9 protein-coding genes and 1 pseudogene are annotated in these 15317 nt (G+C 45.2%); 5 read left to right on the forward strand and 5 right to left on the reverse strand.

What is annotated here, in order from left to right; genetic code table 11:
* The 5 genes and pseudogenes from pseB to aspS form a co-directional block, all read right to left on the reverse strand.
* The gene (pseB, locus tag G395_RS0113925) at nt 1-1017 is read right to left on the reverse strand and encodes a UDP-N-acetylglucosamine 4,6-dehydratase (inverting) (RefSeq protein WP_026630603.1); all 1017 of its coding nucleotides are present in this window, start codon (nt 1015-1017) and stop codon (nt 1-3) included.
* A gap of 44 nt (nt 1018-1061) precedes the next feature.
* Entirely contained in the window at nt 1062-1889 is an 828-nt protein-coding gene (locus G395_RS29410) for a GumC domain-containing protein (RefSeq protein WP_229204168.1), read from the reverse strand.
* 18 nt (nt 1890-1907) lie between these two features.
* A pseudogene (locus G395_RS33090) lies at nt 1908-2108 on the reverse strand (Wzz/FepE/Etk N-terminal domain-containing protein); the annotation flags it as partial.
* A gap of 6 nt (nt 2109-2114) precedes the next feature.
* On the reverse strand, nt 2115-4520 hold the full coding sequence (locus G395_RS0113935) for an SLBB domain-containing protein (RefSeq protein WP_026630604.1): 2406 nt from the start codon (nt 4518-4520) through the stop codon (nt 2115-2117).
* A 141-nt stretch (nt 4521-4661) separates the two neighbouring features.
* On the reverse strand, nt 4662-6419 hold the full coding sequence (gene aspS, locus G395_RS0113940) for an aspartate--tRNA ligase (RefSeq protein ID WP_026630605.1): 1758 nt from the start codon (nt 6417-6419) through the stop codon (nt 4662-4664).
* A 92-nt stretch (nt 6420-6511) separates the two neighbouring features.
* Between aspS and G395_RS0113945 the strand changes: the two genes are divergently transcribed.
* From G395_RS0113945 to G395_RS0113965, 5 genes are all read left to right on the forward strand, one after another.
* Entirely contained in the window at nt 6512-7429 is a 918-nt protein-coding gene (locus G395_RS0113945) for a hypothetical protein (RefSeq protein ID WP_026630606.1), read from the forward strand.
* Between the two features lie 9 nt (nt 7430-7438).
* Nucleotides 7439-9322, forward strand: a complete 1884-nt coding sequence (locus tag G395_RS0113950; protein WP_026630607.1) for a CocE/NonD family hydrolase — start codon at nt 7439-7441, stop codon at nt 9320-9322.
* Between the two features lie 32 nt (nt 9323-9354).
* Nucleotides 9355-11442, forward strand: a complete 2088-nt coding sequence (locus G395_RS0113955) for a prolyl oligopeptidase family serine peptidase (RefSeq protein ID WP_026630608.1) — start codon at nt 9355-9357, stop codon at nt 11440-11442.
* A 291-nt stretch (nt 11443-11733) separates the two neighbouring features.
* Entirely contained in the window at nt 11734-13857 is a 2124-nt protein-coding gene (locus tag G395_RS0113960; RefSeq protein WP_026630609.1) for a bifunctional rhamnulose-1-phosphate aldolase/short-chain dehydrogenase, read from the forward strand.
* Nucleotides 13858-13984: 127 nt separating this feature from the next.
* Entirely contained in the window at nt 13985-15268 is a 1284-nt protein-coding gene (locus tag G395_RS0113965) for a sugar isomerase (protein ID WP_026630610.1), read from the forward strand.
* The last annotated feature ends 49 nt before the right edge of the window (nt 15269-15317 follow it).

Here is a 15317-nt window from a genome sequence, read left to right on the forward strand (position 1 = left end):
TTAAACTGTAAAATCTGAATCTACGTGCTCCTTAATCAACGCGCGCAGACTGTCAACTGTTTCCCACTCCGTGTTATTTCCGGAATTATATGAAAACCCGTCGGGCACTTTCTTCGCATTGAAATGTGCGATGAAATCTGCTAAATTCCAATGGGGAGTCTGAGGGACAATGGCATAGTACTTACCTAAATCGTAAGTAAAGAACGAGTCTGAGGTTGTAATCATTTCCTCATGGATCTTCTCGCCAGGGCGTATCCCAATAACGCGATGCTCGCATTCAGGGCCAATGGCCTGTGCAATGTCCAGAATATTATAAGATGGGATTTTAGGAACAAAAAGTTCGCCTCCCCATGCAGTTTCCAATGCATGCAAAACCATGTCAACTCCGCCTTGCAGGGAAATGTTGAAGCGGGTCATCGTTTCAACTGTTATCGGCAATACACCGGTTTTCTTCTTATTAATGAAAAAAGGAATAACGGAACCGTTAGAGCCCATTACGTTCCCGTAACGCACCACCGAGAATTTGATAGGATTGCGTCCGCGAATGTTATTGGCAGCGATAAAGAGCTTGTCAGACGTCAGTTTTGTGGCGCCATAAAGATTGATCGGAGCGGCAGCTTTATCTGTTGACAGCGCAACAACGTGGCTTACCTCGGTGTCTAAGGCTGCATTAATTACATTTTGCGCTCCGTTAATGTTAGTCTTAACACATTCCGAAGGATTGTATTCTGCAATAGGCACATGCTTCATAGCAGCAGCATGTATAACGAAGTCGATCCCTTTGAAAGCTCTTCTTAACCGTTCTTCATCTCTTACATCACCAATGAAAAAACGGATTTGTGGGTATTTTTCTGGTGTGTATTCCTGCGCCATCTGGAATTGCTTCTGCTCATCCCTTGAAAAGATTACTAACCTTTTCACATCCGGCCATCTTTTGAAAATCGTTTCGGTCAATGCTTTACCTAAAGAACCAGTTCCTCCTGTTATTAGTATTGATTTACCGGTCAAATCTAGCATGTTAGTTGTGTTTAGTTTGAAACTTTATTCTTATTGATTATATGTTAAACAAATTGCCTGTGCAGCTTTTCCTTGAAGAATATGATGTACGAGAGCGTAACGAATATGCCAAGAACAGAGAAAATAATGCCTATGAACAAACGTTTCGGACTGCTTTTCGACAAAGGGACCCGCACAGGTTCGAGCACTTTAAATACTGGTTTTTCTTCCTTTTCGCGAATCTTGAACTGTTCCAGCTTATTAGATAAGTCGGAATAAATGGCTTGTGACAGCACATATTCCGCTTGCAGCCTTTGCTCTTCAATTCTGGCCACGTTCAGGAAAGTATTTCTGTGTGAATCTCTGTAAGCTTGCAGTGCATACTCGGCGCCTTGCTGACGTTTCTTAGCCTCTTCTACGCGTTTTTGTAAAAATTCAACTTGCTGCGTTGTCTTGGAAACAGTATAGTTCGTCACATACTCGATGAGATATTTCTCGCTTGCTGAAACTAACATCGCGGCGACTACCGGGTCCGTCATCTCACTTTCAATGGTGATGATTCCGTCGGTTGCGCCAACCGTAGCTTGAACCAAGCCTTTGGCAGCATTAACAAGCCGTTCTTGTTCCATTGTGAATGACAGAATTCCGGTGTCTGTTTTCGGCTTTAGTGCGGGTTTTTCTGATTTTTTACTTCCAAACGATAGCAGGCGGGACAGGAAGCTTTGAGAACTATCCCTTTTCATGAAGCTCTCAAGCGAGGCATATGAAACATTATCCTGATCAACAACCGGAACTTTCAACAAATACTGTCCGAAAGGGACGGTTGATAAAATGTTTGGATATAGCTCGGGAACAAGTTTTCCACTCGGATCAGCTCCTGCGCCAAGCGCCATACTAAAAAAGGAGCTGTTCCTGCTAGAACCCAATTCCGGTAATAATATGGTTTGAGCTGTATACCTTTTTTTAAGTAAGAAGCTTATTGCCACCCCAAGGATCCCAAAGGCAATGGCAGCAACGACCAAAACTAAGAAATACCGCTTGAAGAATCCAAGTACCTCGAGAAAGCTGATTTCGACTGTATCGGTTGTCTTTACTGACTGAATATCGGGCATACTATCTTAAAGAATACGGATTAAAGCAATCGCCAGAGTGGTAAATAAGGATATAATTGCGAGTCTTTCTCCTCTCGACATAGGCTGTTCCAACTTCGGTTCCTTCAACGGAACTGTCACAGTAGATCCTGGCTGAAGTTTCGGGTAGGACCGGAAAAATAAGAACTTACTTGTGCGATGCGTCCTACCATTGGGGTAGGATACGTAAACCCTGTTTTTGCGCGCTCTTTCAGCAAATCCACCAGCCTGGGAAATATATTCGTGGAAGTTAAATCCTGGATCATAGTTTACCAGTGAAGGATTATAAACTCCTCCCTGGATCCTCACCATTTCCGATTTTTTAGGAATATAAATGGTATCTCCATCCGCCAACAGCAGGTTAGCAGGAATAGAAGGCTTCTCAATGATCGCTTTCAGGTCGAGCGCGACTAACTCCTGGTTTCGGTAAAATCTGGCTCCTTCTATGTAAGCTTCTTTCCGCATGCCGCCCGCCTTAGGAAACAAGTCTGATATTTTCTCGAAGTTGTTCAGAATGGTGTAAGTTCCGGGATAATTGACCTGACCAAAAATCGTGACCGTTTTCTGTGACTCATATCGCGGGGACTTACGCACCAGGACAATGTCGTAAGGATTAAGTGTAAACTTCTGGTCCTGCTCATTCAATGTCAGGTTATCCGCAACGTCCAGTGTGAAAATGCGAACATTCTGGTCAGAAGGAAGCCCGGTCGTATCATTTTTAACCCTACGGGAAACTTCGATGCGGTAGGGGATACCGCCTTCCGTATAGCCACCTGCCTGGAATATCAAATCCGCGATGGTGATATCTTTGTAATAATAATATTCACCAGGATTAATAACCGATCCTTTTACGGACAAGTAGGTGAATTCCTTTAAATCATCAACTGCCTTAATGGTCAGAATGTCGCCTGGCAGCAATGTAATGTCAGGGATCTCATTGTTAAGTAGTTTTCTCAGATCAATCGCAACAAGTCCCGTTTGTGAATCACCGCTTGATCTTTCCAGCAGTGCGCGGTTAAGAAATGCTCTTGGACTGATCCCTTGCGAAATCGTAATCAGGTCTTTCACCGTTTTGGTGCGTTCGTCCAGTGGATATATGCCTGGCCTGGTCACTGCCCCGCGGATTTCAATCTGGTTAGCAACAACTTCCAGGATTCTTTTAACATTATATATATCCCCGTTTTTTGGGATGAATGTGTTCACCTGAGCAGAGTCAATGCTTCCGATTACGAAGTTATTACCTGTATTTCTTTGATATTGAATCAGCTGCGTGAATGCGTCCGGTGTAAAACCGCCTGCATATTTCAAAATGTCTTTTAAAGTTTCGCCTGCTTTGGCCTCGAAAATTCCGCTCTTCTTAACCTCACCGGTCAGTTCCAGCCGTGTTTCATAAGGACGGATCAAAATAATGTCCTGATCCTGCAACGCAATGTTGTCCCTTAGATCAGCGTCTATCAGGAACCGGTATAAGTCTATCTGACGGATTATTTTATTATTTCTGATGATGTCAATATTCCGGTAAGAACCGTTTCTGCCTGGTCCTCCTGACACATAAAGTGCATTGAAAGCGGTAGATAGGGAAGAGACCGTGTAGGTGCCGGGACGTACAACCTCACCTGCAATCATTACCCTGATACTGCGAACATTACCAAGCGTAATGGTGGAATAGGTGCCGGATCCGGGGCGGTTTAATGTTGAATAAGCCTGTCGCAGTCTGTTGACAATTCTTTCGCTAGCCTGTTCAATGGTTAGTCCATTCACGTAAACGGGCGCCAGATTAAGCATTTTAACCGTTCCTTCCGGGCTGATCTTCATTCGGAAATTATCAACTGAATTTCCGTAAATATCTACAATCAATTCATCGTCAGGACCTAAAATGTAATTTCGTGGGGTTGGAATGCGCAGGTTCGGCTCGAACGTCGTTGAACTTCTTCTGAAAAATGCAGAGCCGAACGTTCTGTTCAATCTTCTTGCCCGCGCTCTGCCAGCAGCAGTCGTATCTCTTTCGTTGTTTGTTTCTTCTTCCAACTCGTCCAGATCATCCTGCTCCCGGGTTTCGTCCAGCTGGTCTCTGTTAGGGTCGTTTTTTGTGTTGTCTTTGGAAGTCTGTTCCAGGCGTTTCCGCATTGCAGAGATATCGTCCAGCGTGTAACCTCTTTGTAATGCTGCCTTTTCAATGTCCATATCAGACATGCCCGACTGCTTGGCCTGGTTATAGAATTCAACAGCCTGGGAGTTGGAAACGGGCGCTCCGGTTGATGGTGTCGGCGTGGTTTGCCCCGGTACAGTGGTCGGGGTCTGTGGTACAGGATTCTGGGCTTGAGTGACTGTGCTTATCAGTAGGATAAAAAACGCTATCCGGATGGCGTTAACTGTTTTAGATAAATAATGCATGCAGTGTTAATTATATTAAATCGCGTCGGTACGCATGTCCTAATTTGATCCGGGGTGCTTGACCAAGCAAGCAGTAAAACTACGAAATCTTACAATATCTAAATTCCCCGGTAAAATATATTAATCCGATAAATATTTTCACTATTCTACTTTAATCGCTAATTCCTTCAATTGTGCGTCGGATATAACAGAGGGAGAATCAATCATCACATCACGCCCTGAATTATTCTTTGGAAACGCGATGAAGTCCCTGATAGAGTCCGCTCCGCCAAAGATGGAACACAGACGGTCGAATCCAAACGCAATCCCTGCGTGGGGAGGAGCCCCGAATTCGAAGGCGTTCATCAAAAATCCAAACTGCTCCTGAGCCTCTTCCTCGGTAAAGCCAAGGATTCCGAACATTTGCTTTTGAAGATCTTTTTCAAAAATCCTTACAGAACCTCCGCCAACTTCAACGCCATTGATAACCATATCGTATGCATTGGCCCGAACTGCTCCTAAATTACCGTCCAGTAACGCAATATCCTCGGGCTTCGGACTGGTAAAGGGATGGTGCATGGCAAACCAGCGATTTTCAGCTTCTCCATATTCCAAAAGAGGGAAATCCAGCACCCATAATGCTCTGTATTCATCCGGTTTTCTCAATCCCAGCCTCGTTCCCATTTCAAGGCGAAGCTCATTCAATTGCTTACGTGCTTTGTCTGCTGCGCCTGAAAGGATCAAAATTAAGTCTCCTGGCTTAGCATTAAACGCCTCAGCCCATTTCTTAATATCCTCTTCGGCGTAGAATTTGTCAACGGACGATTTCAGTGAACCATCGGTATTATAACGGACATAAATCAAGCCTTTGGCTCCGATTTGCGGACGCTTCAACCAGTCCGTTAGTTCGTCCATCTGCTTGCGGGTATATACGGCACTATCGGGTGCGCAGATGCCCACCACCAGTTCGGCATCATCAAATACACTGAAACCTTTGCCCGAAGTAAGATCCTGCGAAGCTCCTTTTAATTCAACAAACTGCATATCAAACCGGATATCCGGCTTGTCTGAACCGTAAAGACGCATTGCATCCGCATAAGTCATGCGCGGAACCTCCGGCAAGTCCATTCCTTTTACTTTTGCAAACAGGTTACGGATAAGTCCTTCAAATGTATTCAAAATGTCTTCCTGCGTCACAAACGACATTTCACAGTCGATCTGCGTAAATTCTGGCTGACGATCAGCGCGTAAATCCTCATCCCGGAAACATTTAACGATCTGATAGTAACGGTCGAAACCTGCTACCATGAGCAATTGCTTGAATGTTTGCGGAGATTGTGGCAGTGCGTAAAATTCACCCGGGTTCATGCGGCTCGGCACAACGAAATCACGCGCGCCTTCCGGTGTGGATTTTATTAATACGGGTGTTTCAACTTCTATAAAGTCCAGGTCATCCAGATATGCACGTGTATGACGCGCTACCTGATGCCTTAATTGTAGATTTTTACGAACGTTATTTCTTCTCAAATCCAGATATCGGTATTTCATCCGGATGTCGTCGCCGCCATCCGTTTCATCTTCAATAAGGAAAGGAGGCAACTTGGCAGGATTCAGAATATTAAGCTCAGAAACGCGGATTTCAATAGCGCCTGTGGCAATTTTATCGTTTTTAGAAAGCCTTTCTATTACCTGGCCTTTTGCTGAAATAACGAATTCGCGGCCTAATGAGCGCGCGATTTCAAGCACATCAGCCTGTGTTTTTCCCTCTTCAAAAAGAAGCTGAGTTAGCCCGTAGCGGTCACGCAAATCAAGCCAGATCATGCCGCCCTTATCGCGGACACGCTGAACCCAGCCACACAATACAACTTCTTGATTTACATGTTCTAAGCTTAACTCTCCACAGGTATGGGTACGTAACATATAACTTTTTTAATACTGATATAGTAAAACTGCCTGATAATAAATGCCGCAAAAGTACGTATTTTTAGCAAATCTAACATGAAGTGTTTTTTATGAAATTATATAAAAGGCTGAGCAGACAAGCAGGAGTGGTTTTGTCATCCATTATTTTTTGTGTGAACTGTTCCTGCGATACAGACCCCACTACAAATCCTACGACCGCTGCCGATTTCGATATGACGCCTCAGAAAGTGGCAATTACCCCCGGCATTATTGACGAAGCATCGGGCATTGTCCCGAGTTACAGCATGCCAGGAAATTTTTGGATCAACCAGGATTCAGGCCAGCCAAGCTCGTTGTATCTGTTAAGTGCAGACGGGAAAAATATAAAGGAAATGAAGGTTCCCGGTGCTGCTAACCGGGATTGGGAGGATGTCGAGATAGGCCCCGGTCCGAATGCAGGTGTTAATTATCTTTACATCGGTGATATTGGAAACAATAATGAGCCCAAAAGCCAGGTCGGTGTGATTTACAGGGTTCCGGAAGTAAGTGATGCAAATGCAAATTTTGACGAAACAAAATTGGAAAAGATCACATTCAGTTATCCTGATGGAACCAGAGATGCAGAGGCATTAATGCTGGACCCGACCACCAAAGATCTTTTTGTTATATCAAAAGAAGGGCAGAACACCGGAATTTATAAGCTTGCTTTTCCCCAGTCTACAACGCAAACCATTGTTGCCGAAAAAGTGGGAACGGTGCCTGGCGTAGGGTTAGCTACGGCTGGAAATATTTCCAAAGATGGCAGCGAAATCCTCATCAGAACTTATCTTGCTGTATATTATTGGAAAATAAAGGCAGGCGAATCTGTGGGGCAAACATTGACTCAATCTGCTACAAGGCAATTATTAGTCGCGCTGGAACCGCAAGGAGAGGCCGTTTGTCTGGATGCCGATGGAAAAGGATTTTATACGATCAGTGAAAAATCCAATGCTGCCAGCGTCACTTTGAATTTTTACAAAAGAAAATAAACCAAAGCCATGTTTAAAACTTTACTAAGCGTCGTTCTGATGCTCGTTATTACTGTTGCAAATGCGCAGAATGGGGATGAGAAATTCATCCGGGACAACTACACCAAAGCCGAATATGACATCGCGGTTCGGGATGGTGTGAAATTGCACACGATCGTTTACAGCCCGAAGGACGCCTCTGCTGAAAAGAAATATCCGTTCTTAATGCAGCGGACCTGTTATAGCGTTGCGCCTTACGGGCCGGACAATTATCCGCCGAGGATTGGGCCGAGTCCTGCATTAATGCGCGATAAATTTATTTTTGTATACCAGGATGTGCGCGGCCGCTACATGAGTGAAGGCGAGTGGACCAACATGACGCCACACATTGCACAGAAGAAAGGAAAAACAGATGTGGACGAAGCCTCAGACACTTATGACACGATCGAATGGCTGCTCAAAAATATTCCTAATAACAACGGCAAGGTAGGCCAGTGGGGAATTTCCTATCCCGGATTTTACACCACGGCGAGTGCACTTTCTGAGCACCCGGCATTGAAGGCATCCTCGCCGCAAGCACCCATCGCCGACTTCTTTTTTGATGATTTTCACCATAATGGTGCATTCACACAAGGTTATTACCTCACATTTCCTGTTTTTGGAATTAAACCGCCCAAGCCAACGACATCTTCCTGGTTTGCGGGAGACATGTTCGAAGCCAAGCCTGATGGTTACACATTCAACCTGAATATGGGCCCTCTCAAAAATTTTGATAAATATTATTCAAAAAATTTCTATTGGCAGGAAACAGTTAATCACCCTAACAAGGATGAGTTCTGGCAAAAAAGAGACATTCTGCCGCATCTGAAAAACATCAAGCATGCTTTCATGACGGTTGGCGGCTGGTTTGATGCAGAAGATCTTTATGGTCCTTTGAACACTTACAAAACCATTGAGAAAAACAATCCTTCTACCTATAATACGATCGTTGTCGGACCATTCGGACATGGAAGATGGAGCAGGGAAACCGGCCATACATTGCACAATGACATTTATTTCGGAGATAGCATTGCCACTTTTTATCAAAACAACATTGAGGCGAAATTTTTCAAACATTTCCTGAAAGAATCGGGCGATGGGAAAACGGGCTTGCCGGAGGCTTATATGTTCAATACAGGTAAAAAAGCCTGGCAAACATTCGACAAGTGGCCCGTGGCTGCTGTCGAAAAACGCAAACTATATTTCCATGAAAGTGGAAAACTGGATTTTAAGGAGCCCGCACAAGCCAAGTCGGTGAGTGAATATGTGAGCGATCCGGCCAAACCGGTTCCTTATACGGCCAATTACAAGCAAATGTCGGGTTTCACGCCATTTGAATATATGTCGGAAGATCAGCGTTTCGCTTCCACACGACCGGATGTGCTTGTTTTTCAAACAGATGTGCTGGAAAATGACATTACATTAGGAGGTGAGATTACAGCATTATTGAAGATCAGCACCACCGGTACCGACGCAGATTTTTTTGTAAAACTCATCGACGTCTATCCTGGTGACGAGAAAAATCATGCATATATGCCCAATCCTACAACCGTTCTTGCAGGTTACCAGCAAATGGTGCGCAGCGAAATCATGAGATCGAGATTCCGGAACAGTTTTGAAAAACCGGAAGCACTGGTGGCCGGTAAAATGACGGACATTAAATTCCGCTTGCAGGATGTTTTGCATACATTCAAAAAAGGCCACCGCATTATGGTCCAGGTTCAAAGCACAGCATTCCCGCTTTTCGACCGCAATCCTCAGAAATACGTTGAGAACATTTACAAGGCTGAGGCATCCGATTTTATCAGCGCAAAACAAACGGTTTATCATCAGGCCGGCGCAGCCAGTTCACTTGAAGTAGACGTTATCAAGTAATGCGACATTTTTTTAATCTTAAAAACATTGCAATGAGTACGATTGCCGCTTCCATGCTGACCAATGGTTTGGCTCAAAAGCTAGATTATCCATCTACAAACCGCGTTGATCACATTGATGAATATCACGGAATCAAAGTTTCTGATCCTTATCGCTGGCTGGAAAATGACCGGTCAAAGGAAACCGGCGAGTGGGTTAAGGCACAGAATGATGTCACGTTCAAGTATTTAGATAAAATCCCTTTCAAGAATAAGATCTTTCTTGATCTGGAAAAGGCTTATAATTATCCCAAATATTCTGCTCCGAGAAAAAAGGGAGACTATTATTATTTCTATAAAAATGATGGTCTGCAAAATCAGGCAGTGCTGTATCGCCAAAAAGGAGAAAACGGAACGCCGGAAACGGTAATCGATCCCAACAAGCTTTCGGCGGACGGAACCACCCGACTTACGGTTTTCAGCCTTTCGAAAGACGGGAACCATGCTGTTCTGGGCTTTTCGCAGGGCGGCTCCGACTGGCAGGAATATCAGGTGATGGATATGAAAAGCCTTTCCATGCTTGCCGATAAGGTAGAATGGGTGAAGATCTCCGGCGCGGCGTGGCAAGGCGATGGCTTTTATTACAGCCGCTATCCGAAGCCCGAAGGCAGTGCATTAGCAGCCAAAAATGAGAACCACCAGGTTTATTTCCACAAAATTGGCACCACACAAAGCGAAGACAAGCTCATATTCGAAGATGCGGCAAACCCGCAACGTTTTCACACCATCGGAACCACTGAGGATGAGCAATTTGCCGTGCTAAGTGTAAGTGATCGTGGAAAAGGAAAGGATGGAAATGGTTTGTGGATTTTGAAAAAGGGAGAAACGAAATTTACTCCTATCAAAGAAGAGATCACCGATTTTCAATATGGTGTGATTGAGAACATTGGCGACGACTTTTTAATTGAAACCAATGAAAACGCGCCAAACAGCAAGGTTATGCGCTACGTTGCGGCATCCAAATCCTGGAAAACGGTTCTTCCCGAAAAGCCCGAGCCTCTGTTAGGCGCAGGACTTGCCGGTAATAAGCTATTTGCATCTTATTCCAAAGATGTAAGCAGCCGGGCATATGTTTACAGCGTTGACGGCACATTGGAAAATGAGGTGAAGCTGCCTGGCTTGGGAACAGCCAGCGGATTTGGCGGTGAACGTGGGGACAGCTTTGTTTTTTACACCTATACATCATTCAATTACCCGCCCACAATCTTCAAATACAACATTGCCAGCAAGAAGAGCGCTGTTTTTCGTGAGCCCGAAGTGTCATTCAAGCCGGAAGATTATGAGACTGAACAGGTTTTCTATCCTAGCAAAGACGGCACAAAGATCCCCGCATTCATCACCTATAAAAAAGGAATGAAACGCGACGGCTCCAATCCGACGATCTTGTACGGATATGGCGGTTTTAACATTAGCCTAACCCCGGCTTTTAGTCCAACGCGCATTCCTTTTCTGGATCAGGGCGGCATTTATGTGCAGGCCAATTTGCGTGGAGGGAGTGAATATGGCGAGAAATGGCATGAGCAGGGAATGAAACTCAAAAAGCAGAATGTGTTTGATGATTTCATTGCCGCAGCTGAGTTTTTAATCAAAGAAAAATATACGTCTGCTTCAAAATTAGCCATTCAGGGCGGTTCTAATGGCGGATTGCTGGTAGGGGCCGTGATGAACCAGCGGCCAGAGCTGTTCAAAGTTGCGTTTCCGGCAGTAGGAGTGATGGACATGCTCCGTTTCCACAAATTCACCATTGGCTGGAATTGGATCGCCGACTACGGCAGCAGCGATAACGCCGAGGAATTCAAAGTCCTTTACGCTTATTCTCCGTTGCACAACATTAAGGAAGGCGGCAAATATCCGGCAACAATGATCACAACAGCTGATCACGACGACCGCGTGGTGCCCGCACATTCGTTCAAATACGCGGCTGAACTCCAAGCCAAAGCCGGTAAATCATCCGATAACCCGTTACTGATCCGCATCGACACCAACTCCGGCCACGGCGCCAGCAACACAAAAAAAGCACTAGAAACGCAGGCAGATATTTACGCTTTTATGTTTGCGAATATGGGATTGGTTTGGAAGTGATGCATTAGCGTGATTCAATGCATCTATACTAATTCACATATTAAGTAAGGTAAAAAGCTCTTAAAATGGTCTGAACTATGAAAGCATGGTTCAGACCATTCTTGTTTTTGGTTAACTTCTTAATTTCCCATTATTTCTCAATTTATTTCTACGTGCAGGATACAACAGGACGGTGGGAATTGGTAAGTTTTCTAATCTTGTGACAGTTACAGAGTAGTATTCATGAAGTGATGCCCTTTCAGAAATTGGAATCACTTACCTCAAAAATGATAATTAATCAACTAAGAATATATGAGCAGTTCTAATGTAAGCCAGTACAGGTATGTTAGCTATTTATGGGATGAAAGCAAAGCGGCCTCGCTTGGTGATGATCAGGTAGCACTTCTTTTATACCGTTCCAATTTGTTGGGTGCGGACCTCCGTCTTACTAACTACGCGGGTGGTAACACAAGTTGTAAAACCATTGAAAAAGATCCACTAACCGGCAATCCGGTGGAGGTAATGTGGATCAAAGGTTCTGGTGGCGACATTGGCACTTTAACAAGAAGCGGCCTGGCTGGACTTTATCAGGACCGCCTGCACAATCTGAAAAACATTTACCGCGGACTGGAATTTGAGGATGAAATGGTGGAGCTTTTCAACCATTGCATTTACGATCTTAAATCCAAAGCACCGTCCATAGATACGCCTTTGCACGGCTTATTGCCCTTTAAGCACATTGATCACTTGCACCCGGATGCATTAATTGCCATTGCAGCGTCCAAAGAAGGAGAGGCCATTACCAAAGAACTTTTTAGCGGAGAACTGGCGTGGGTGCCCTGGCAACGTCCCGGTTTTGATCTTGGATTAAAACTGGAACAAGCACTGGCAGAAAATCCGGGCATACGCGGAATCGTATTGGGCGGTCACGGCCTGTTTACCTGGGGCGACACGGCTTACGAATCTTACATTAATACGCTGGATACAATTGAAAAAGCTTCGGAATATCTGAATGAGCATTATGGCAAAAGCCGTCCGGTTTTCGGAGGTCAGCGCCTGGAAAGTGAGCCGGAAGCACGCCGTTCGGAAATTGCCGGCAAGCTGGCCCCTTACCTGCGCGGATTAGCTTCTGAGCAGCAAGCCATGATCGGTCATTTTACGGATGATGCACGCGTGCTTGAATTCATCGGCAGCCATGATCTGGATAAACTGGCACCATTGGGCACCAGCTGCCCCGACCACTTCCTTCGCACGAAAATACGTCCGTTGGTTCTGGATTTTCCATTTGAAAAGCTCGGTGCGACAGATCAGGAAATCCTGGATCAAATCCGTCCGCAGTTTGAAGCTTACCGTGTTGATTACCAGGCATACTACGATCGTTGTAAGCATGACAACAGCCCTGCTGTCCGCGATCCAAACCCAGTCATTATCTTGTTGCCGGGCGTCGGTATGTTCTCTTTTGCGAAGGACAAACAAACTGCACGTGTTGCGGCTGAGTTCTATATCAATGCAATCAATGTAATGAAAGGTGCGGAAGCGATCTCATCGTATGTTTCATTGCCGGAACAAGAAGCATTTGACATTGAATACTGGCTTCTGGAAGAGGCTAAATTGCAGCGTATGCCGAAAGAAAAGTCCGTATCACGCAAGATTGCGGTTGTTACAGGCGGTTCGGGCGGGATTGGAAAAGCTATTGCATTAAAATTACTGCAAGAAGGTGCCTGCGTTGTGATTTCAGATATTGATGAAAAAGCATTGGCAGAAACCAAAGCGGAATTTGACGCGAAATTTGGCAAAGACTTTTCTGCAACTACCCTAGCCAATGTGCTTGAAGTGGATCAGATCAAAGCTGCGCTCCATACTACGAAGTTGAAATACGGCGGCGTGGATATTATTGTAAACTGTGCTGGTTTATCTATTTCGAAACCTCTGGCAGAAACGACCATTAAAGATTGGGATATTTTGCAGGATGTTTTGGTAAAAGGCCAGTTTCTGGTTTCTCAGGAAGCGGTTGCTATCATGCGTCAGCAGGGATTAGGCGGTGATATCATTAACATTGCCAGCAAAAACGGAATTGTTTCTGGGCCTAACAATGTGGCTTATGGAACGGCAAAAGCGGCTCAGCAGCATATGTCACGCCTTTTGGCAGCGGAATTAGGACCTGATAAAATCCGTGTTAACGTTGTGAATCCCGATGCTGTAATTGCTGGAAGCAAAATATGGGAAAGCGGCTGGGCAGCAGGACGTGCGAAAGCTTATGGCATCAGCGTAGCCGAATTGCCTGCCTATTACGCAAAAAGAACAGTTTTGAACGCTGAAATTCACACAGAAGACATCGCTAACGGCGTTTACATTTTCGTGAGCGGCTTATTAAACAAAAGCACCGGAAACGTAATCAACGTGGACGGCGGTGTCCCCGCAGCATTCCTAAGATAGCAAAGGACAAACTATTCCCGCGACTTTAAAGTCGCGGAAATGTTTACAATAATCTTACATTTCAAGAATTTTAAATCAGACTTTCTAAGTTGTTACAACTTGGAAAGTCTTTTAAATTTTGACAAAAATGAAAATCGACCAATATCAGATAGACCAGCATAACGACAGCATATTGTCGCGCCATAACAACCAGTTTAACTTCCTGAATGAGCAGCTGGGCGAGCAGGACATTAATTCAAACGAGATTATCAACGCTCTGAAAGCATTTCAGGTTGCTATTCCAAGCTGGGCGTTAGGCACTGGCGGGACGCGTTTTGGTCGTTTTTCGGGTGGCGGAGAGCCGCGTTCTCTGGAAGAAAAAGTGGAGGACGTAGGTCTGTTACATGCATTGAACCGTTCGAGCGGATCCATTTCGCTGCACATTCCCTGGGACATTCCCCAGCAGGCAGAGTCCATCATCAGCCTTGCAAATTCACTCGATCTGAAATTCGACGCTGTTAATTCCAATACATTCCAGGATCAGAAGGATCAGGCGCATTCCTACAAGTTTGGGTCACTTTCTCATGTGGATCCTGCGGTTAGGAAACAGGCTGTTGAGCACAACATTGAAGTGATCAGATATGGCAAAGACCTGGGATCAAAAGCGCTATCAATCTGGCTTTCAGACGGATCATGTTTTCCGGGACAATCCAATTTTGTAAAAGCATTTCAAAACACGCTGAAATCTTTACAGGAAATTTACGCAGAATTGCCCGCCGACTGGAAAGTTTACGTGGAATATAAAGCTTACGAGCCAAATTTCTATTCGACCGTAATCCAGGATTGGGGCAGTTCATTGTTATTCTGCCAAAAATTAGGGCCAAAAGCCGATGTCCTGGTTGACTTAGGACACCATTTGCCTAATGCAAACATTGAGCAGATTGTGGCCACACTAATGATGGAAGGCCGTCTGGCAGGTTTCCATTTCAACGATTCCAAATATGGCGACGACGACCTGACCGTAGGCAGCATTCGTCCATATATGCTGTTCCTGATTTTTGTAGAACTGGTAGAAGGCATGAAACGCGCCAACCGCGCAGCAGACACATACGCCTGGATGATCGATGCAAGCCATAATATAAAGGATCCGTTGGAAGATCTGCTGCAATCGGTTGAAGCCATTTTGATATCCTACGCACAGGCATTGCTCGTGGACCGCAACAAACTGGAACAAGCCCGAATGCAAAACGACGTCGTCCTCGCCCAGCAAATCCTGCAAAACGCTTTCCGAACAGACGTCCGTCCATTGGTCCGCGAATCTATGCGAATGAACTGCGGCTCACTGGATCCGATTGGGTTGTTCAGGAATCTGAAAGTTAGGAATGAGCTGATGAATGAGCGGGGGAGAGTGACGGTGGCGACTGGGCTTTAGGAAAGCTTGGTGCGCTTCACTTCGGCCGCCCGGCGGCCCGGTCCGCTTA

This window comes from Dyadobacter alkalitolerans DSM 23607, from assembly GCF_000428845.1.
GTDB lineage: Bacteria > Bacteroidota > Bacteroidia > Cytophagales > Spirosomataceae > Dyadobacter > Dyadobacter alkalitolerans.